This is a genomic window from Mesorhizobium carmichaelinearum, assembly GCF_900199455.1.
In the GTDB taxonomy this organism is placed as follows: Bacteria; Pseudomonadota; Alphaproteobacteria; order Rhizobiales; family Rhizobiaceae; genus Mesorhizobium; species Mesorhizobium carmichaelinearum.
In genome coordinates this window covers 174,694-193,004 of record NZ_FZQR01000007.1, presented here as the reverse complement: position 1 = coordinate 193,004, position 18,311 = coordinate 174,694, and the positions used below count along the sequence as shown (strand labels likewise).

The following is an 18,311-nucleotide window of genomic DNA, read 5'->3' as shown; positions in this document are numbered from 1 at the left end:
TCCACGTCACTGCGTCAGGCCTGCCGCGTCCAGACGATAGCGATGCATCCAGTCGCGGCTTGTCTCGTCGGCGAGCTTGGCGACGCCCGGCCGGATGTCGTCGGCATTCGGAGACTGAACGCCGAGGGCCTCGCAGATACCTTGCAATGCCGCGGCCGGATCGGCGGAGAGGCGCTCGTAGCCGATTCGCAGGGGCGTTATGCCTTGTGCCGCGAACCAAATGTTCCAGGCCGCATCATAGGCTTCGAGCTCTGCAAGTCCCCTTTTGATCCGCTCGAAATCATAGTGCGGTTCTTGCGGCGGTGCGACCCTTTCGATCTCCGAGCCATCGGGAGCGATGTGCCAAAGACCGGTCTGCTCCGCCTTGATCAGGGAGACAGCCTGCGCGAGCTTGTTCTCGCGCGACAGGTATATGTAGAGGACCCGGCCAAAGGCCTTTTCGAAACGCGCTGTGACCGACGCAAGCCCCGGGAATATCTGGTCGAGGATCGCCGAAAGTTCATCCAGGTTTTCGCGCATCAGGCGCAGGCCGAAGATGCCTGTCCCGCCCTTGCCGGCGGTGATCGCCGCGTTGAGATAGGCAATCTCGAATTCAAGCTCGCCCGTAGTCTCGCGGGCTGGCAGTTTCCATTCCTGCGCCCACTCCGACAGGTCCTGCCGCCGATAGAAGGAGTGCGGATCGCCCGATGTCCCGGTGGATGCCAGGAGCTTGCACAGCAAAGTGCTGCCGGTTCTCGGTGTGCCGCAAATAATGTAGGCGTCGAACATCCCGCATCCTCGTCGCCATCGAAGGCAGTCCACACGGACGCTCTTATAACCGATGTTCCGGAACGGGGAAGCAGAGCCCTGAAATGCCCGGCAAATCAGCCGCGCCGGAAGGGGTAGAGGAATTGCCGCCAATATCCTTTCGGCACCGGATGGCCGTGAATGCCATAGCCCTTCGGCCACCGCCCCTCAGGCAGATGGTAGGTACCGAACAGCCGGTCGAGCAGCGGGAAATGGATGGCGAAGTTGACGTCGATCGCCTCTTTCTCGAGGCCGTGATGCCAGTGATGATAGCGCGGCGACACCAGCAGTTTCTCGGCCGGGCCGAAACTCGTTCCGATATTGGAATGGATGAAAGACGAATAGACGTAGACGATCAGGATATAGGTCTGGATCGCCGATTCATCGAAGCCCAGCACGAACATAGGCGTGGCGGTCAGGCTGCGCAGCACGATGATTTCCAGGAAATGCATCCGCGCGCCGGCAATCCAGTCCATCGACTTGGCCGAATGATGCACGGCATGAAAATTCCACAGAAAGGGAATGCGGTGGAAGGCCCGGTGCACCCAATATTGGGCGAGATCCGTCAGGAACATCACCGCCACCAACTGCATCAGCCAGGGCAGATTGTGGACCCAGGCGCGCACCGAACCGAGACCGCCTTGCGCATTGACCAGATTGGATGGCGCGAGCGTCAGGTAGGTCAAGATCTGCACCAGCAGCGACGAGACCAGATAGTAAAACAGGTCCTCGCGCCATTCGTCGCGGAACACCGTCTGATCCTTGTTGCGGGCGAGAATGCGTTCGAGCGGGACGAACAGCACGCCCATGAACAGGGCGTTCAGAATGAAGAAGTCGAGGCCGAAGAAGACGCCCTCAATCTGCAGCTGGTGACGCACCGGCAGCATGCCGAGCAGAGTTGCCAGGAGAACGGTGACCATCGCCGCCACGCCGAGCGTCTTTTCCCTGCGCAGCATCATGCTCAGTATGGCCAGGATATAGCCTGAGATGAGCACGAAATAGAGGACCGGCTTGAAGAACAGCATCTGATGGATGGGCGCCAGATCCGGCATCGAGGTCAGCGACGGGTAGCGCAACACGATCACCATCAGCAGGCCGGTGACCCCGGCAAGCAAAGCGATCGAACCGGACAGCCAGCCGGAACCGAATGGCCGCTTGGAGCGCGGCGTTTCAAGCTCACCGACAACCTTCTTTAGAAAATTTTCCACCGGTATTATGCCCCTGCGTTGAAGACCCCGAATAAAACCCGCTTTATAAATGCCGATTCTGTTCTTGCTATAACAGAACTCATTAAGATTTGATCGACGCCACCTTGACCGGCGGCTTCTTGCTGCAACATCAGCGGTTGCTTATTGGTGTTGCTAGAGAACGCGGCCGCCACGGCAAAAGATGCCAGCCGCTACAACCGGAATCTTTGCCGGATGTGGCGGGTGCATTCGGCCAGCGCGAGCCGGCTCGTGTCGACTCCGGATCGGCCTACCGGTTGCGCACCACCACGCAGGCGCCACCGACGCTCTGCAGTTTCTGGCAGATGACATTGGCGACGGCACGGTCGTCGACCCCGATCCGGACCGCGTAGATACCGCGCCGGCCGATCGGCGTGCGCACCCGGCTCACCACCGGATCATGGCCGGCAAGCAGCGCCGGAAAACGGCTCCTCACCCTGAGCCACTGGCCGATTGCGGCACTGCGGCGGAAATTGCCGGCCACCTGGATGCCCCATGGTTTGACGTTGATCGAGGCCATCGCCACGGTCTGCGACATGATCACCGGCAGCTTGCGGCAGGCGACGGCAAAATCCGCCTTGGCGTCGAGCGGCTCGATTTTTCCGGCATAGGCGGGGTCGGTGAACTTGTCGACTGGCTCGCCCATGACATCGAAGACATAGCTCTCGGTCTCCATCGGCAGGAAGCCGCCCGAACCCAGCCAGCGCGACACCCGGCTTTCGCCGGCATTGTAGGCGGCCGCGGCCAGACCAAGGTTGCCGTAGCTGGTCTTCATTTCGGCGAGATATTTCGCCGACGCCGGGATCGCCTGGTTGATGTCGAAGGAATTTTCGAGCCCCCGCATCTTGGCGGTACCCGGCATGAACTGAGCGATGCCTTCGGCGCCGACGGGGCTGACGGCATTGGGATCGAAACGGCTTTCCTTCCAGATCAGCCGGGCGAAGAAATCCCGGGGCAGGCCGTTCTGGTCGGCATGGGCCTGGATCAGGTTGCAGACCTTGTCGATCAGCCGCTGCTTGGCCGATTGCGGCGGATCGGCCTGAACGAGTGTCGACCAAGCCATACCGCACAGGACAATCAGCGCCGCCCAGAGGAAACGCTGCATCTGAGCTACTCTGCCGCGGCCTTGCCGCGACCAAACCGTTGCTCGATATAGTCGGCGACCATTTTCTCGAAATCCGCCGCGATCGACGGTCCGCGCAGCGTCGCCGCCTTCTTGCCGTCGACGAAGACGGGTGCCGTCGGCGTCTCGCCGGTGCCGGGCAGCGAAATGCCGATATCGGCATGTTTGGACTCACCCGGGCCGTTGACGATGCAGCCCATCACCGCGACCTTGAGGTTCTCGACGCCGGGATATTTTTCGCGCCACACCGGCATGTTCTTGCGCAGATCCGCCTGGATGTTCTGGGCGAGCTCCTGGAACACGGTTGAGGTCGTGCGGCCGCAGCCGGGGCAAGCCGCGACGATCGGCACGAACTGCCTGAAACCCATGGTCTGCAGCAATTCCTGCGACACCTGCACCTCGCGCGTGCGGTCGCCGTTCGGCTCCGGCGTCAGCGAGATGCGGATGGTGTCGCCGATGCCTTGCTGCAACAGGATGCCCATGGCGGCGGACGAGGCGACGATGCCTTTCGAGCCCATGCCGGCCTCGGTGAGGCCCAGATGCAGCGCATGGTCGGAGCGGGTGGCAAGCTCGGTATAGACGGCGATCAAATCCTGCACGCCGCTGACCTTGGCCGACAGGATGATCTTGTCGCGGCCGAGGCCGATCTCTTCGGCCATCTCGGCCGACAGGATCGCCGACTGCACGATCGCCTCGCGCGTCACTTCCTGCGCCGTCAGCGGAAAACCCTTGTCCTGGTTGTCGTCCATCAATCGGGTCAGAAGCTCCTGGTCGAGCGAGCCCCAGTTGACGCCGATGCGCACCGGCTTGTCATGTTTGATCGCCATTTCGACGATCGCGGCGAACTGCCGGTCCTTCTTGTCCTTGAAGCCGACATTGCCGGGATTGATGCGGTATTTGGCCAGCGCCTCGGCGCAGGCCGGATGGTCGGCGAGCAATTTGTGGCCGATATAGTGGAAGTCGCCGACCAGCGGTACGTTGATGCCAAGCCGCTGAAGCCGCTCATGAATGCGCGGCACGGCGGCAGCACTCTCGTCGCGGTCGACGGTGATGCGTACGATCTCGGAGCCGGCGCGGTGGAGTGCTGCGACCTGCGCGACCGTCTGGTCGATGTCGGCCGTGTCGGTGTTGGTCATCGACTGCACGACAACCGGAGCGCCGCCGCCGACGACCACGCCGCCGACATCGACGCCGACCGAAGTGCGGCGGGGGAAGGGAAAAGAAAAATATCCGGTCATGCCGGCAGCCTTTTATCTGGAAGGTCCGGGCATGAGGTGGAGGAGCAAAGATGGCTTGTCAATGGCGACAGGTCGCCACAAAGGCGCGTCGCCTGAAACTGCGGGGTGAATTTGGGGCACCCTCGGCGAAAAAACGGAGAGCGCCCCGTCACGTCGAGCATGACAAGTTGGCGAAAGTCGCATAGCGGCCGAGCCGCCAGTTTTCCAAGTTCTGTATTTTTCCGCCGGCATCAAGGGGGGAGGATTCGGACTCACGCCACCAGATTGTTTGGAACTTGAATGCCAATGAAACCCTGAGCGATCCTCGTTGCGAACAGCCTCTACCCAGGATAATATTTACTCACACGTCCAAACCCATATGCAGATGAGATCATGAACTGGCGACAAAAATTATATTCCAAAATACATCTAGTCAAAAATGCCTTTATAGCAGATATATCTGTATATATACTTATGTTCGCTAATGTTTCAATTTCTCTATATATAGTAACCAAAATAGGCCCTCAGCACAACTACAACAAGCTCTATCACGCGTTAATATTATACCTTCTAGCTATGTTTTCACTTGATATAATCCTGAAACTTGTAGGAATTGGCATAAAGAGATATCGCGGATTGTCCATGCTTCAGATATTCGAGACATTCAAGAGAAAATTCTGGAGCGAGCCTCATAAATATATATCGCTGTCAATTGGCTTTCCCATAAGCCTTTATCTTGCGCTAACAGCAGGGCCTGAATACGATTTCAAAGAATTATTCTACGCAGCACTTTTCGGTCTTCTGGCAGCAGCTGCAGTCAATGCAATCTTCGGACTGCTCAGAAAGCGGTGGTCTTGAATATCTTCTGTTCTCGGCAAACCGGCCAGTCAGCGCGGTCGCGAGCAGACAAATTTCACCTTGGCTAAACGGAAAAGCGTCCGGCGACAGCAACTGCCGCCGGCAAGACAATTCCGCGTGAAACGGCTATGTCAGTCGGGCATCAATGCGTAGTCGGTTGCGCTTTCAATTTCTCAATCGCATCCTTGAGTGCCAGCTTGCGTCGCTTGAGATTCACGATTTCGAGGTCATCCACCGACGGGTGGTTCATCGCGTCATCGATCTCACGTTCGATGTCGCCGTGTTTCCGCTGCAACTCATCAAGATGGGAAGCAAGAGACATGATTGGTTCTCCCTTTCATGGTTTCCTCGATTGCAGCCGTCAAGGCGCGTCCACCGCAGGCTCGCTTCTGTGACGGCACAATGACACTTTGCCACCTTCCGACTGCGATGTCGAATGCTGCGTGGTAGCATTCCACGACAATGTGAAATGTGATATGGGCTGCGCGCCGGTGGCAGAAATTGCCGCCCCCGCCCAATCAGGCCCAGTTTTTGGGCGCCGCAGACGTGCAGACGGTAGAGAATGTCCGATCAGGAACAGGCCGATATTCGCCTCGAATTTTCCCGGCTAAAGCAGGAACACGCCGATTTCGATGCGGCGATCAACGCGATGATCGCCACCAATTGCGACCCGCTGCAGATCCAGCGCATGAAAAAGAAGAAGCTGGTGCTCAAGGACCGGCTGATGGCGCTGGAAGACAAGATCATTCCAGACATCATCGCTTAGCGGTCTCTCGCCTATCCGCCGATCGAAAGCCTGCCGGCGCGGTCGCGCAGCAGGCCGATGAGGCTGCCGGTCCGTTCCTCGGACGTATCGATGGGAACCACCAGGCACATCGTCGCCTCCACCTTGCCCGGCGCTGAAAAGACCGGCACGGCAAGACACTTCGTGTAGGCATCGACCAGCCCCGAGGTCACGCAGTAGCCGGTCACCCCAGCCTTGGCGATGTCGGCGATGAAATCGTCGAGCCGCAGCTTGCGGCCGTCGGGCAGCACGAGATCGTCTTCCGACACCATGGCTTCGATTTCGGCCCGCTCCAGCCCCGCCAGAAGCAGCCGGCCCGATGCGGTCCAGGGCAGCGGTATCTGCAGGCCGGTGGCCGAGCTGATGCGGAACGGCCTGGTGCCCGGGCTGGAATGGACTATGGTGTAGCGGCCGCTCTGCAGCATGCACAGTTCCGAGGTCTCGCCGGTTTCGCGCGACAGATGGTCGACCTCCTGGCGCCCGCGCCGCAGCAGGTCGTTGCCGCGCACATAATCCATTCCATAGAGATAGAGTTTTTTACCGAAATAGACGCGGTTGCCGTCGCCCGCCATTTCCAGCAGGCCGGCGTCGACCAGCGACCGCACCAGCGTGTAGGTGGTCGAACGCGGGGCGTTCACCCCCTTGGCAAGATCGCCAATGCCGATCGCCCGCTGCGTCGTGTGCAGAAAGTCCAGGATTTCGAGCACCCGGTTGAGGCCCTTCTCGCGGGAGGCCGTCGTCTTTTCGTCGGCCGAAACGGCCAAGGCATTGCCATCTTGCATTGTCGATTCCTGGTGCTAGTATCTGTCTTGTACAGGATACATGCGTCTCTTGTAAGAGACAATCTTATGATAATCACCGTCGCGTGTATTGCCTGTGCGTAGGGGAACACAACACGAAAGGAGGTCGCCGTGAACGACACATCCGGAAGACGTGATTTTCTGAAATTGGGAATGGCGGGACTGGCGACGGCCGGCGTGCTGGCAACCGTCGATGCTCAGAAGGCCGCCGCCCAGGCCGCATCCGACAGCCTGCTGCGCACCGTGCTCGACCGCGGCAAGCTGATCGTCGGCACCGGCAGCACCAACGCGCCCTGGCATTTCGAGAACGATGCGGGCGAGCTGGTTGGCATGGACATCACTATGGGGCGCATCCTGGCCAAGGGCCTGTTCGACGATCCGACCAAGGTCGAGTTCGTCATGCAGGATCCGGCGCAGCGCATTCCCAACGTCACCACCAACAAGGTCGACATCACCATCCAGTTCATGACCATGAGCGCCCAGCGTTCGCAGCTGGTCAATTTTTCCCGGCCCTACTATGTCGAGGGCGTTGCCCTGCTGAGCCTTCCGACAGCCGAGAACAGGACGTTCGACAAACTGCTTGCCGGCGGTTCGGCGACGCGCATCTCCATCCTGCAGAATGTCGATGCCGAGGCACAGGTGCATTCGGTCCTGCCGCAATGCCAGGTCATGCAGATCGACACCCAGGCCAACGTGCTTCAGGCGTTGGAATCGAAGCGCGTCGACGCAGCCGCCGTCGATCTGTCCACCGTGCGCTGGCTTGCCTCGCGCAACCCGGACAAATATTTCGACGCCGGCAAGAGCTGGCTGAGCATGCTGTATGGCGCAGCACTCCGGCAAGGCGACCTCGACTGGCTGGCCTTCGTCAACGCGACGTTCACCATCGCCATGTTCGGCCACGAAAACGCCCTCTACGACGCAGCATTCAAGGACTATTTCGGACAGGAGCCGCCGGCACGCCATCCCGGCTTCCCGGCCATCTGATCTGCATCGGGCGGAAGGGCGCATCCAGCGCCCTTCCGCCTCCCGACGGACCGCGGTGCTAAGGCTTACGCATGGGCTATGCCCTTAATTTCAACCTGATCTGGCGGCATTTCGACAAGCTGTGGGGCGGTCTGCTGCTCAGCCTCGAGCTTGCGGTAATCTCGATCGCCATCGGCACCGTCATCGGCCTGGTGCTCGCGGTCTGGTACGTCTCGGCCGGGCGCACGGTGCGGGCGATCATCGCCGCCTATGTCGAATTCATCCGCAACGTGCCGCTGATCCTGCTCGTCTACCTCGTCTTCTACGGCCTGCCGACCGTGGTCGACCTAGCCTACAGCGCGCCGACCTCGTTCGTCCTGACGCTGTCGGTCTATAGCGGCGCCTATCTGGTCGAGGTGTTCCGCTCGGGCCTCGAAGCCGTCCCGCGCGGCCAGCTCGATGCCGGCAAGGCGATCGGCCTGACGCCCTGGCAAAGGCTGATCCATGTACGCCTGCCGACCATGCTGCGCATCACGCTGCCGGCGCTGTCCAACACCTTCATCTCGCTGTTCAAGGACACCTCGATCGCTTCTGTCATCTCGGTGCCTGAGCTCACCTTCGGCGCCCAGTGGATCAACTTCAACACCTTCCGCATCGTCGAGGTTTATCTGGTGACGACGGCGATGTATCTGCTGACCGGCTACATCCTGCTTTTCGGACTCAGGCTCGTCGAGCGCCGGTTCAGGGCGGCGCGCTGACATGGCGAGCCAGATCCTCTACGCCCTGCCCTTCCTCGCCAAAGGTTTCGCCGTGACCCTTTGGGTCTCGCTCCTGGTCGTCACCCTGTCGCTCGTCGCCGGCGTGTTGCTGGGCGTCGGCCTGGTCTATGGCCCCGCCCCGCTGCGCTGGACGGTGCGCGTCTTCTCCGACACCATCCGCGGCATTCCGATCCTGGTGCTGATGTTCTTCGTCTATTACGGCCTGCCGGCGATCGGGCTGCATCTGCCGTCCTTCTGGGCGGCGGTGCTGGCGCTCACCCTGTTCAAGACCGCTCAGGTCATCGAATATCTCAGGGGCGCGGTCGCCTCGATTCCGAAAGGCCAGTCCGAGGCCGCGATGGCGATCGGGCTGACCTTCCGCCAGCGCCTGACCTACGTCATCTTTCCCCAAGCCTTCAGGCGCTTCCTGCCGCCCTGGATCAACGGCGTCACCGACGCGGTCAAGGGCAGCGCGCTGGTGTCGCTGCTCGGCATCACCGATTTGATGCAGGCCATCAACCAGGTCATCGGCCGCACCTACGAGGCGATGCCGCTCTATATCCTCGGCGCGCTCATCTATTTCGCGGTCAATTACGCGCTCTCGCTCGCCGCCCGGCGGCTCGAGCGGCGCTTTGCCTTCATTCGGGAATAGCACCATGTCCGATGCCACAAACGCCAGTCCCGCGCTACTCGACGTGCGCGATGTCTCCAAGGCCTTCGGTGCCGTCGATGTGCTGCGTTCCGTCAGCCTGCAGGTGAAACGCGGCGAGGTGGTCACCGTCATCGGCCCCTCGGGCAGCGGCAAGACCACGCTGCTGCGCTGCGTCAACTTCCTCGAAAGCTACGACTCAGGCTCGATCCGCATCGACGGCAAGGAGGTAGGTTACCGCGACGCCGGAACGCGCCAGCGCCGCAGCGAGCGCGACTTGGCCGCGATGCGCGCCGAGACCGGCATGGTGTTCCAGAGCTTCAACCTGTTTCCTCACCTCACCGCAGCCGGCAACATCATGCTTGGCCTCACCAAGGTGCGCGGAAAGAGCGAGGCCGAAGCGCGCCAGGCCGCCGAACACTGGCTCGGCCGCGTCGGCCTCGCCCACAAGGCCGACAGCCTGCCGGCCGAGCTTTCCGGCGGCCAGCAGCAGCGCGTCGGTATCGCGCGCGCCGTGGCGATGGAGCCGAAAATCCTTTTGCTCGACGAGATCACCTCCGCGCTCGACCCCGAACTGGTCGGCGAGGTGCTGGCCGTGGTGCGCAACCTTGCCGAGGACGGCATGACCATGCTGATGGTGACGCATGAAATGGCCTTCGCCCGCGACGCTTCGAGCCGCATCGTCTTCATGGCCGATGGTGGCGTCAGCGCCGTCGGCCCGCCCAAGGAGATCCTGGCGGCGGAGACCAGCAATGAGCGCCTCCGCGCCTTCCTGGCGCGCTTCCGCGCCTCGCATTTCTGACATTGTACGGCCGACGCCATTTATTTTCGACATCGGATGGCTGAAGTCATCCAAGGGAGCCTGCTTCCATGACGCCTTACATCCGGCTCGCCGAACTCGGCCTGACGCTGCCCGAGCCGCCGACCCCCATCGCCAACTTCGTCACCCATGCCGAGAGCGGGCGGCTGATCTTCCTGTCCGGCCAGGGGCCGCTGCGCGCCGACGGCACGCTCTGCACCGGCAAGGTCGGCGAGGATGTGACGGTCGAGCAGGCCTATGAGCATGCACGCCTGACCGGGCTCAATCTGCTTGCCGTCATGCATGCCGCCGCCGGCGATCTCGGCCGCATCGTGCGCGTCGTCAAGCTCCTCGGCTTCGTCAACGCGACGCCGACCTTCAGCGACCACCCGAAAGTGGTCAATGGCTGTTCGGACCTGTTCGCCGATGTGTTCGCTGATATTGGCGGCCATGCCCGCTCAGCCATCGGCGTCGGCTCGCTGCCAGGGAACATCACCGTCGAAATCGAGGCGGTCGTCGAGATCGCCGCCTGACCTGCCACTCACGGGATTTGCTGACATGAAAACCACTTCCTCCGCCGGCTCCAACACCACCATCCGCCAACGGTTGGGCTTGCGGCCGATCATCAATGTCTCCGGCACCATGACCGCGCTCGGCGCATCGATCATCGTCCCGGAAGCGATCAGCGCCATGGCGGAAATGGCCTCGCAATGGGTGGAGATGGATGATCTGCAGCGTGCCGCAAGCACGGTCGTCGCACGCCTCACCGGCGGCGAGGCCGGCTTCATCACCGCCTGCTGCGCCAGCGGCATCACCATGGCGATCGCCGGCGCGATGACGGGAACCAGCCTGCTCGCCATCGAGCGCCTGCCTGATGACACCAGCGACCTCAAGGCGGAGGTCGTCATCCAGCTTGGCCACATCGTCAATTACGGTGCGCCGATCGATCAGTCGATCCGCGTCGCCGGCGCCAAGGTGGTGCCTGCCGGCACGGTCAGCGTGACCCAGGACTATCATGTGCGCGAAGCGATCAACGACCGCACGGCGGCGGGCCTCTACGTCGTTGCCCATCACACCGTGCAGTACGGCATGCTGTCACTGGAGGAATTCTGCGAGATCTGCCACGCCAAAGGCGTGCCGGTGATCGTCGATGCCGCGTCCGAATACGATCTGCGCGGTTTCCTCGCGCGCGGCGCCGATGTCGTGATCTACAGCGGCCACAAATTCCTGAGTGGGCCGACCAGCGGCATCGTCACCGGCCGCAAGGACCTGGTGCGGGCCGCTTATCTGCAGAACCGCGGCGTGGCACGCGCCATGAAGGTCGGCAAGGAAAGCATCGCCGGCACCATGGCGGCACTGGAAGCGTGGGAGAAACGCGACCACGCTGGCATCCGCCAGCGCGAAGAGGCTGCGCTCAATCTCTGGAAGGACGCTCTGCAAGGACTGCCGGGCATCTTTGCCAAGATCATTCCCGACCCGACCGCCAATCCGCTCGACCGGCTGCAAATCTTCGTATCGCCGGAGAGCCGCTTCAGCGCCGCCGGCCTCGCCTCGGCGCTGGCCGCGGGCTCACCGCCCATCATCGTGCGCAACCACGAGGTCGAGCGCGGCCATTTCTTCCTCGACCCCTGCAATCTGCATCCCGGCGAGGCCGAGATCGTCGCCGAACGGCTGCGTGCCGTGCTGACGGCGAAAGATCGCCCCGCCGATGCGATGAAAGCCGCCCGCAAAGACTCGTCGGGCGCCTCGCGCTGGCCGGATTGAGCGCAACCGGCTAGAAGCGGCTGCTGATCACGCGACTGTGATCAGCCGGATTTGCATGCGGCGGGAATAAACCGGCTCCGTCACAGGTCTCCTCAGCATACGCCACGTCTGGCGTTGAGGAGACGGCATGCCGCATCATTGCCAGGACAGCGAACACGGCTGCGGCGTCGGCTGCCGCCGTAAGCTGGCAAGCATGATCGCCGTCAGGCTCTCCTTTGTGGCGCTTGACACTGGTGACGCAGATGAATTCACTTTCGCCACAGCAGGCGGCTTTGCCTGTTCCAGCGGGGTTCGCCCGCAGGGCGAGATCGCCGTCGCATCTTGAGGCGGCCCGGCCCGGAGTATCGGATCATGGTGCCGCTTTGAGCGAGAGGGCCCTGGCAGAACGCTTCAACGAAGTGGTGCTGCCGCATCTCGGCGACGCATTGGCGCTGGCCCGCTGGCTGACCGGCAATGCCGCCGATGCTGAGGATGTTGTGCAAGATGCCTGTATCAAGGCGCATGCCGGTATCGCGGGCTATGCCGGCGGCAACGCCCGCGCCTGGCTGCTGACCATCGTGCGCAACACCTCCTACACCTGGATGGCGCGCAACCGGCCGCGCGCCATGATGGCCGTCGGCGATCTCGGCGATCTCGACGACATGGCGGCGGCCCACGGTACCAGCCTGCCGGACGAGGACGGCCCGGAAGCGAGCCTGATCGCCAGGGCCGATACGGCAGCACTGGAGGCGGCGATCGCGGCCCTGCCGCAGCCATTTCGCGAGACGCTGGTGCTGCGTGATATCAACGGCCTCAGCTATCGCGAAATATCGGCCATGCTTGCCGTACCGATCGGCACAGTCATGTCCCGGCTGGCCCGCGCCCGTGGCCTGCTGGCGTCTGAACTGGGGAGAGCGTCATGACGCACGACGACGGACTGCCCAACGATCCCGAAGGTATCAGACTGATGATCCATGCCCTTGTTGATGGCGAGCTTGATGCGGCGGCCGCCCTTGCCGTGGAACGGCGCATCGCCGCCGACCCCCGGCTTGCCGCCGAGCACGCCCGCATTGTCGCCTTGCAGGGCGCGGTCACCCGCTTGCCGCGCCCCGATGTCAGCGATGCGTTTCGGGCCCGTATCGCGGCGATCGGCATGACCGGCACCGAACAGCAGGAGCAAGCCGAGGCGACCGAGTCGCAGCGGGGTGCGCCGTCGGCACTGCCCGGATTGATTGCAGGCGCTGGTGGCGGCCAAAGACGGGAAGCCGGGATACGTCCTTCCCAGGCGCGGCCATCGCCGAGGGCGCGCCGCTTCGGCTCGTTCGACTGGCGCGCCATGGCCGCATCGATCATGATCAGCGCGGTGCTGGCCAGCGGGGCGACGCAATGGGTGATGCAGAGCGGCGTCGATGATGGCTTTGCCGCGGCGGTCGCCAGTGGCCATCGCCGCAGCCTGCTTGCGGCGAGCCCGATCGACATCGTCTCGTCCGACCGCCACACGGTGAAACCCTGGCTCGACGCCCGCATTGGCGTCTCGCCGCCGGCGCCCGACCTTGCCCAGGACGGCTACGCACTGATCGGCGGCCGGGTCGAGGTGATATCAGGCCGGCCGGTGCCGGCCCTGGTCTACCGCCACCGCGAGCACCTGATCACGCTGGTCGCCGAACCGCAGCAGGACGGCAAGACCACCCAGCCCGACGACCTTTCATCCGGCGGCTTCTCGATGGTGCACTGGAGCGACGGCGCCTTCTCCTACTGGGCGATCTCCGACATGGAGCGCCCCGAGCTCGACGACTTCGTCGCCCGCTTCCGCAAGGCGGCGGTGTGAGGACGGTTCCCTTCTGCTGATCCCGCCAGGATTGCCCGCAGCGGTTCACGCGGCGACGACGGAGGTCACATTTTCAGCCCGTGGAGATCTCATTCTTCGTCCGGCAGCTCAAGCGTGCGGCCGGCATACAGGACCCGAAGGATGACGACCTTGTCGCCAACGACTTCGAACGCGATCGTTGCACGTCTGCGCCATCCTACCGTGCGCAGTCCCGGCGCGATGTCGTCGTGGCGGGTGCCACGTTCGGGAAAGGTCTCAAAGCTGATACAATAGTCGATGATCCGGCCGACAAATCGTAGTGACGTCTCGGCCCCGGCTTTTGGCGTGAGTTCGGTCAGCAATTCGGCAATGTCGCGCTCGGCTGCCGGATGGAACCTGACTTGGTACTTCATGCACCGGTGCGCGATTTGGTGGCAATCGCGTTGATATGATCGGAGAGATTCCGGCGCACCTGTTCGGCCGTCAGCAGCTCCTCGGGATGAGCGTGCGCGTCATCCATCGTCGGAATAACCTCTTCGCGTAGCCAGCGTTCGACCGCTGCGTCACGGGCGGCGAGGGTCCGCAAACCGTCGCGGATGACCTCGCTTTCGGTTGCATATTCGCCGGAAGAAACCTTGTCCTTCACCATCTGCGCCATCTCGAGCGGCAGCGTGATCGTCAGGGGCTGGGTGGTACGCATGTCCGTCTCCTCGTTATCTCCTTATAGTACAGCGTAAGACTTTATCATACACTTTTCCGACATGGATTCCTGGCTTCCGGCGACCTCAGAAACGCGATGTTGAGGTGTCCATAACCGTGCGGACATGGAGCTGCGTTCGACGAGCAGAGGTGCCGCCAAGTCACCTCCCGGCGTAGGAATCCAACGTTCCGGCCGGAGCATCCCGCCATCTCTCAAATAGTAACTTTACAAATTTTTGTGTTTATGTGAAGTTATGACAATTGAAGGATCGACCATGACAGCCAATCGTTTCGCCACGCGCCTGAATTCCTTTGCGTCACGGCCACAGGCCGAATGGCCCGATCTTACCGGCAAGCCGTCGCTGATGCAGATGGCGGCGCGCGCCGCCAAGGTCGAGGGGCTTACCGATCTCGACCTCAACTTTCCTGACCATGTCGGTGAAAGGCCCGCGGAAATCGCCCGCAAACTCGGTGATCTCGGACTTTCCATCAATGGCTTTGCCATGCGTTACTACTCCAACCCCGCCTTCAAGCTCGGCGCCTTCACCAACCCCGATCCGGCGGTGCGCCGCGAGGCCATCGACCTGACCAAGGCCGGCATCGACGCCACGCGTGAAACCGGCGCCAGCCTGATGACGCTGTGGCTCGGCCAGGATGGCTTCGATTATGCCTTCCAGGCCGACTATGCGACGCTCTGGCAACACGAAATCGACGGAATTCGTGAAGTCGCCACGCATGATCCCGGCTGCCAGATCAGCCTGGAGTACAAGCCCAACGAGCCGCGTTCCTATTCGCTGATGCCGGATGCCGCGACCACCTTGCTGGCGATCCGCGAGGTCGGCCTGCCCAATCTCGGCGTCACCCTCGACTTCGCCCATGTGCTCTATGCCGACGAGCAGCCGGCCTTTGCCGCCGCACTCGTCGCCCGGCACAGCAAGCTTCTGGGCGTGCATCTCAACGACGGCTACGCCAAGCGCGACGACGGCCTGATGGTCGGCGCCGTGCACACGCTGCAGACGATCGAATTGCTGCGCCAGATCCGCCGCGACGGCTACGCCGGCGCCATCTATTTCGACACCTTTCCCGACATGACCGGGCTCGATCCGGTGCGCGAATGCGAGGTCAACATCGCCACCGTCAAGCGCATGCTCGGTGTCGTCGAGCGGCTCGACAAGGACAACCGTCTGTCATCGGCCATCGACCGCCAGGACGCGGTCGCCACGCAGGCCATCGTCCAGGAGATCATGCTCGGGGCCTGACCGCCGAAGCGGCTTTTTTACCGCACCGCCATTTTCAACCAGGGAGGAAGACCATGAAGTTTCTGCTAGCCGCCGCCACCGCCACGCTGATGGCGCTCGCCGTCGCACCGGCCTATAGCGCCGATCTTGCGCCGCTCAACTCCGACACCGAGAAGGATCGTATCGACTGGTCGCAGCTCGAAGCGAAGTTCGGCGCTTTCCCCAAGCTGCCCGCAGGCACCAAGGCGGGCGCCGTATCCAAGACGCTGACCAATGAATATTGGCGTTCGCTGGGCGAAGGCTACAAGGCCTTCGGCGACAAGATCGGCGTACCCGTCGTCTACCAGGCGGCACAGAACGAGGGCGACCAGCTCGGCCAGCTCACCATCGCCGAGGGTCTGGTGACGCAGGGCTACAACGTCCTGCTCGTCTCGCCGCAGACCGATTCCAACCTGCAGCCGATCATGGAACAGGCCAAAGCCGCCAACGTGCCTGTGGTCAACGTCAACGACGCCGTCATCCCGCAGGCCGAGCACTATGTCGGCAATGTCCAGCGTGACAATGGCGTGCGCGTCGCCAAGTGGTTCATCAAGAACCGGCCGAACGGCGGCAAGGTCGCCATCGTCGAGGGCCAGGCGGGCGTCTATGCCGCCGTCCAACGCACCGACGGCTTCAAGTCCACCATCTCCGAGGGCGGCAAATTCCAGGTCGTCGCCAGCGTGCCCGGCAATTGGGACCGCCAGACGTCCTATGACGCCGCCACCAACATCCTGCAGCAGCACCCCGACCTGATCGGCTTCTATGCCAACAATGACGGCATGGCGCTGGGCATCGTCGAGGCGGTCAAGGCCGCCGGCCTGCAGGACAAGGTCGCCGTGTTCGGCACCGACGGCATTTCCGACGCCTATGCCTCGATCCGCGCCGGCGAACTGACCGGCACGGTCGACTCGTTCCCGGTGCTGACCGGCGAGGTGGCCCTCGAAGCGGCGCTGCGACTGGTGGCTGGGCAGAAGCTGCCGCGTGTCGTCGCCACGCCGCAGGCGCTGATCACCAAGGACAATGCCGACCGCTATTCCGGCCCCGAAGCACGCAAGGCGCTTCTCGAGGACGTGGCCGCCGGCCAGTAGGGCATCGACCCTATCCCTAGAGCAATTCCAGGAAAAGTGTGAGAGCGGTTTTCCGTCCGGAATTGCGTCAAAACAAAGAGTTAGAGCAGTCCGCCGTTTCTGTGAAACGGTGAACTGCTCTAGGACAAAGGCGGGGCGGCGGGTGCCGGCCAGGACATTTCGCTCCCGGCTGGCATCCTTGCCCGCGGAACAGGACCCCATGTCACCCCGGCTGCAATTCGACGGCATTTCAAAGGATTTTCCGGGCGTGCGGGCCCTGAGCGACGTGTCCTTCTCGGTCGGCGCCGGTGAAATCCATGGCCTGCTCGGCGAGAACGGCGCCGGCAAGTCGACGCTGCTGCGCATCCTGTCGGGCGTCTACCGGCCGAGCGCCGGACGCGTGCTGATCGACGGCGTGCCGGTGACGCTCAACAACCCGGTCGCGGCGCGCGCCGATGGTGTCGCCATGATCCACCAGGAACTGCAGCAGGTGCCACGCCTCAGCGTCGCCCAGAACATGTTCCTCGGCCATCCGCTGACGCGCGGCGGCCTCTTCGTCGCCAGACGCGAGCAGGAGCGCCAAGCCGCATCGGCCCTCGCCGCGCTCGATGCCTCGATCGATCCGGCGGCTCCGCTCGGCAGCCTGAAAGTGGCGCAGCGACAGATTGTCGAGATCGCCCGCGCGCTGCTCGACCGCGCCCGGATCGTCGCCATGGACGAACCGACATCCAGCCTGACGCCGAGCGAGTTCGAACGGCTGGCCAAAGTCATCAAGGGCCTCGCTCGCGACGGTGTCGCCGTCGTCTATGTCTCGCACAAGCTGGACGAGGTGTTCGGCATCTGCCGCCGCGCCACCATCATGCGCGACGGCGCCGTCATTGATTCCGTCGAGCTGGCAGGGGTCTCGGAACACGCCGTGGTCTCGATGATGGTCGGTCGCGAGCTTGCTCAGGAACAACACCGCTCCCACGCCACAAGGGATGTCAGGCTCGGCGTACGCGGGCTGTCGTCGCCGAAGGTCCGCGATATCTCCTTCGACCTCCACCGCGGCGAGGTTCTGGGCATTGCCGGCCTCGTCGGCTCGGGCCGCACCGAGCTGCTGCGACTGCTGGCCGGCGCCGACCGCGCCTCGTCGGGCACCGTCGAGATCGACGGCAAGGCGGTCCGGCTGTCCAGCCCGCGCGCTGCGATTGCCGCCGGCATTGGCCTGGTGCCGGAGGAGCGCAAGCGCGAAGGCATCGTACCGCTGCGTCCGATCACCTCCAACATGGCGCTGGCCTCAATGGGCGTCTTCGCCAGGCACGGTGTCATCGACCACGCCAGGCTGAGGCGCGTGGCGGGAGAGAAGATGAAGCGGGTCAATCTCAGGCCCTTCCTGCTCGACCGGCCTATCCGCCTGTTCAGTGGCGGCAACCAGCAGAAGGCGATCATCGGCCGCTGGCTGGCGGCGGGAACGCGGATCCTGCTGTTCGACGAGCCGACGCGCGGCATCGATGTCGGCGCCAAGGCGGAGATCTACCATCTGATCGAAGAACTCGCCGCCGAAGGCCATTGCGTCATCGTCGTCTCTTCCGAACTTCCCGAGGTGATCAGGCTCGCCGACCGCGTGCTGGTGATGCGCGAGGGTGCGATCGCCGCCGAGCTCGACCGGGCAAGCCTCAGCGAACAGGCGATTGCGGCGCACGCCATACCCCAGTCGCAAGGCTTGGGCGGCCGGGCAGGCGTGCAAGGAACCGGCGCGTGAAAAACAAGAAC

The 18,311-nt window shown here is 62.9% G+C and carries 22 protein-coding genes; 14 read left to right on the top strand and 8 right to left on the bottom strand.

The genetic code is table 11. From position 1 onward, the window contains the following. Positions 1–6 precede the first annotated feature (6 nt). The 4 genes from CKW40_RS17975 to ispG form a co-directional block, all read right to left on the bottom strand. Positions 7–768 carry a Stf0 family sulfotransferase gene (locus tag CKW40_RS17975; protein WP_095201225.1) on the bottom strand — a complete coding sequence of 254 codons (762 nt, stop codon included), beginning with the start codon at positions 766–768 and terminating at the stop codon, positions 7–9. 95 nt (positions 769–863) lie between these two features. Then, positions 864–1,994 carry a sterol desaturase family protein gene (locus CKW40_RS17970; protein WP_244571210.1) on the bottom strand — a complete coding sequence of 377 codons (1,131 nt, stop codon included), beginning with the start codon at positions 1,992–1,994 and terminating at the stop codon, positions 864–866. A 268-nt stretch (positions 1,995–2,262) separates the two neighbouring features. Then, a complete protein-coding gene (locus tag CKW40_RS17965; RefSeq protein WP_095201224.1) occupies positions 2,263–3,117 on the bottom strand; it encodes a lytic transglycosylase domain-containing protein in 855 nt (284 codons plus the stop codon). A gap of 5 nt (positions 3,118–3,122) precedes the next feature. Next, entirely contained in the window at positions 3,123–4,373 is a 1,251-nt protein-coding gene (gene ispG, locus CKW40_RS17960) for a flavodoxin-dependent (E)-4-hydroxy-3-methylbut-2-enyl-diphosphate synthase (protein ID WP_095201223.1), read from the bottom strand. Between the two features lie 372 nt (positions 4,374–4,745). Between ispG and CKW40_RS17955 the strand changes: the two genes are divergently transcribed. Beyond that, the gene (locus CKW40_RS17955) at positions 4,746–5,210 is read left to right on the top strand and encodes a hypothetical protein (protein WP_143748321.1); all 465 of its coding nucleotides are present in this window, start codon (positions 4,746–4,748) and stop codon (positions 5,208–5,210) included. Between the two features lie 142 nt (positions 5,211–5,352). Here the strand turns inward: CKW40_RS17955 and CKW40_RS17950 are convergent, their stop codons facing one another. Next, a complete protein-coding gene (locus CKW40_RS17950) occupies positions 5,353–5,532 on the bottom strand; it encodes a YdcH family protein (RefSeq protein WP_010911953.1) in 180 nt (59 codons plus the stop codon). 240 nt (positions 5,533–5,772) lie between these two features. Between CKW40_RS17950 and CKW40_RS17945 the strand changes: the two genes are divergently transcribed. Beyond that, positions 5,773–5,976, top strand: a complete 204-nt coding sequence (locus CKW40_RS17945) for a YdcH family protein (RefSeq protein WP_091578683.1) — start codon at positions 5,773–5,775, stop codon at positions 5,974–5,976. An 11-nt stretch (positions 5,977–5,987) separates the two neighbouring features. On the opposite strand, the gene CKW40_RS17940 is transcribed toward CKW40_RS17945, so the two are convergent. Beyond that, positions 5,988–6,776 (bottom strand): IclR family transcriptional regulator, encoded by a 789-nt coding sequence (locus CKW40_RS17940; protein WP_095201221.1) that lies wholly within the window; start codon positions 6,774–6,776, stop codon positions 5,988–5,990. Between the two features lie 129 nt (positions 6,777–6,905). On the opposite strand from CKW40_RS17940, the gene CKW40_RS17935 reads away from it, so the two are divergent. The 9 genes from CKW40_RS17935 (at position 6,906) to CKW40_RS17895 (ending at position 13,534) form a co-directional block, all read left to right on the top strand. Further along, positions 6,906–7,778, top strand: coding sequence for a transporter substrate-binding protein (locus CKW40_RS17935; RefSeq protein ID WP_095201220.1), 873 nt, complete (start codon positions 6,906–6,908; stop codon positions 7,776–7,778). A gap of 71 nt (positions 7,779–7,849) precedes the next feature. After that, entirely contained in the window at positions 7,850–8,515 is a 666-nt protein-coding gene (locus CKW40_RS17930) for an amino acid ABC transporter permease (protein ID WP_095201219.1), read from the top strand. Position 8,516: 1 nt separating this feature from the next. After that, positions 8,517–9,167 carry an amino acid ABC transporter permease gene (locus CKW40_RS17925; RefSeq protein ID WP_095201218.1) on the top strand — a complete coding sequence of 217 codons (651 nt, stop codon included), beginning with the start codon at positions 8,517–8,519 and terminating at the stop codon, positions 9,165–9,167. Between the two features lie 4 nt (positions 9,168–9,171). After that, complete coding sequence (locus CKW40_RS17920; RefSeq protein WP_095201217.1) at positions 9,172–9,966, top strand: amino acid ABC transporter ATP-binding protein; 795 nt, start codon at positions 9,172–9,174, stop codon at positions 9,964–9,966. Between the two features lie 68 nt (positions 9,967–10,034). Further along, complete coding sequence (locus CKW40_RS17915) at positions 10,035–10,496, top strand: RidA family protein (protein WP_095201216.1); 462 nt, start codon at positions 10,035–10,037, stop codon at positions 10,494–10,496. A 25-nt stretch (positions 10,497–10,521) separates the two neighbouring features. Then, positions 10,522–11,727 (top strand): aminotransferase class V-fold PLP-dependent enzyme, encoded by a 1,206-nt coding sequence (locus tag CKW40_RS17910; protein WP_095201215.1) that lies wholly within the window; start codon positions 10,522–10,524, stop codon positions 11,725–11,727. Positions 11,728–11,854: 127 nt separating this feature from the next. After that, positions 11,855–12,052: a hypothetical protein gene (locus CKW40_RS17905; protein ID WP_095201214.1), complete on the top strand. Its 198-nt coding sequence runs from the start codon at positions 11,855–11,857 to the stop codon at positions 12,050–12,052. A gap of 37 nt (positions 12,053–12,089) precedes the next feature. Beyond that, a complete protein-coding gene (locus CKW40_RS17900) occupies positions 12,090–12,629 on the top strand; it encodes a sigma-70 family RNA polymerase sigma factor (protein ID WP_095201213.1) in 540 nt (179 codons plus the stop codon). Continuing rightward, a complete protein-coding gene (locus tag CKW40_RS17895; protein WP_095201212.1) occupies positions 12,626–13,534 on the top strand; it encodes an anti-sigma factor family protein in 909 nt (302 codons plus the stop codon). The genes CKW40_RS17900 and CKW40_RS17895 overlap by 4 nt, the downstream gene beginning before the upstream one ends. An 89-nt stretch (positions 13,535–13,623) precedes the next feature. On the opposite strand, the gene CKW40_RS17890 is transcribed toward CKW40_RS17895, so the two are convergent. Continuing rightward, positions 13,624–13,926 (bottom strand): type II toxin-antitoxin system RelE/ParE family toxin, encoded by a 303-nt coding sequence (locus CKW40_RS17890; RefSeq protein WP_095201211.1) that lies wholly within the window; start codon positions 13,924–13,926, stop codon positions 13,624–13,626. After that, positions 13,923–14,213, bottom strand: coding sequence for a type II toxin-antitoxin system ParD family antitoxin (locus tag CKW40_RS17885; RefSeq protein WP_095201210.1), 291 nt, complete (start codon positions 14,211–14,213; stop codon positions 13,923–13,925). The genes CKW40_RS17890 and CKW40_RS17885 overlap by 4 nt, the downstream gene beginning before the upstream one ends. A 274-nt stretch (positions 14,214–14,487) precedes the next feature. Here CKW40_RS17885 and CKW40_RS17880 point away from each other — a divergent pair, with 274 nt between their 5' ends. From CKW40_RS17880 to CKW40_RS17870, 3 genes are all read left to right on the top strand, one after another. Then, a complete protein-coding gene (locus CKW40_RS17880) occupies positions 14,488–15,471 on the top strand; it encodes a sugar phosphate isomerase/epimerase family protein (protein ID WP_095201392.1) in 984 nt (327 codons plus the stop codon). 53 nt (positions 15,472–15,524) lie between these two features. Continuing rightward, positions 15,525–16,577: a sugar ABC transporter substrate-binding protein gene (locus tag CKW40_RS17875; protein WP_095201209.1), complete on the top strand. Its 1,053-nt coding sequence runs from the start codon at positions 15,525–15,527 to the stop codon at positions 16,575–16,577. 199 nt (positions 16,578–16,776) lie between these two features. Next, positions 16,777–18,300 (top strand): sugar ABC transporter ATP-binding protein, encoded by a 1,524-nt coding sequence (locus tag CKW40_RS17870; protein ID WP_095201208.1) that lies wholly within the window; start codon positions 16,777–16,779, stop codon positions 18,298–18,300. Positions 18,301–18,311: the final 11 nt, after the last annotated feature.

Coding starts and splice junctions, on each gene's coding strand:
- CKW40_RS17975 (WP_095201225.1), bottom strand. CDS start 768: ATGTTCGACGCCTACATTATTTGCGGCACACCGAGAACCGGCAGCACT.
- CKW40_RS17965 (WP_095201224.1), bottom strand. CDS start 3,117: ATGCAGCGTTTCCTCTGGGCGGCGCTGATTGTCCTGTGCGGTATGGCT.
- ispG (WP_095201223.1), bottom strand. CDS start 4,373: ATGACCGGATATTTTTCTTTTCCCTTCCCCCGCCGCACTTCGGTCGGC.
- CKW40_RS17955 (WP_143748321.1), top strand. CDS start 4,746: ATGAACTGGCGACAAAAATTATATTCCAAAATACATCTAGTCAAAAAT.
- CKW40_RS17950 (WP_010911953.1), bottom strand. CDS start 5,532: ATGTCTCTTGCTTCCCATCTTGATGAGTTGCAGCGGAAACACGGCGAC.
- CKW40_RS17945 (WP_091578683.1), top strand. CDS start 5,773: ATGTCCGATCAGGAACAGGCCGATATTCGCCTCGAATTTTCCCGGCTA.
- CKW40_RS17940 (WP_095201221.1), bottom strand. CDS start 6,776: ATGCAAGATGGCAATGCCTTGGCCGTTTCGGCCGACGAAAAGACGACG.
- CKW40_RS17930 (WP_095201219.1), top strand. CDS start 7,850: ATGGGCTATGCCCTTAATTTCAACCTGATCTGGCGGCATTTCGACAAG.
- CKW40_RS17925 (WP_095201218.1), top strand. CDS start 8,517: ATGGCGAGCCAGATCCTCTACGCCCTGCCCTTCCTCGCCAAAGGTTTC.
- CKW40_RS17920 (WP_095201217.1), top strand. CDS start 9,172: ATGTCCGATGCCACAAACGCCAGTCCCGCGCTACTCGACGTGCGCGAT.
- CKW40_RS17915 (WP_095201216.1), top strand. CDS start 10,035: ATGACGCCTTACATCCGGCTCGCCGAACTCGGCCTGACGCTGCCCGAG.
- CKW40_RS17910 (WP_095201215.1), top strand. CDS start 10,522: ATGAAAACCACTTCCTCCGCCGGCTCCAACACCACCATCCGCCAACGG.
- CKW40_RS17905 (WP_095201214.1), top strand. CDS start 11,855: ATGCCGCATCATTGCCAGGACAGCGAACACGGCTGCGGCGTCGGCTGC.
- CKW40_RS17895 (WP_095201212.1), top strand. CDS start 12,626: ATGACGCACGACGACGGACTGCCCAACGATCCCGAAGGTATCAGACTG.
- CKW40_RS17890 (WP_095201211.1), bottom strand. CDS start 13,926: ATGAAGTACCAAGTCAGGTTCCATCCGGCAGCCGAGCGCGACATTGCC.
- CKW40_RS17885 (WP_095201210.1), bottom strand. CDS start 14,213: ATGCGTACCACCCAGCCCCTGACGATCACGCTGCCGCTCGAGATGGCG.
- CKW40_RS17880 (WP_095201392.1), top strand. CDS start 14,488: ATGACAGCCAATCGTTTCGCCACGCGCCTGAATTCCTTTGCGTCACGG.
- CKW40_RS17875 (WP_095201209.1), top strand. CDS start 15,525: ATGAAGTTTCTGCTAGCCGCCGCCACCGCCACGCTGATGGCGCTCGCC.
- CKW40_RS17870 (WP_095201208.1), top strand. CDS start 16,777: ATGTCACCCCGGCTGCAATTCGACGGCATTTCAAAGGATTTTCCGGGC.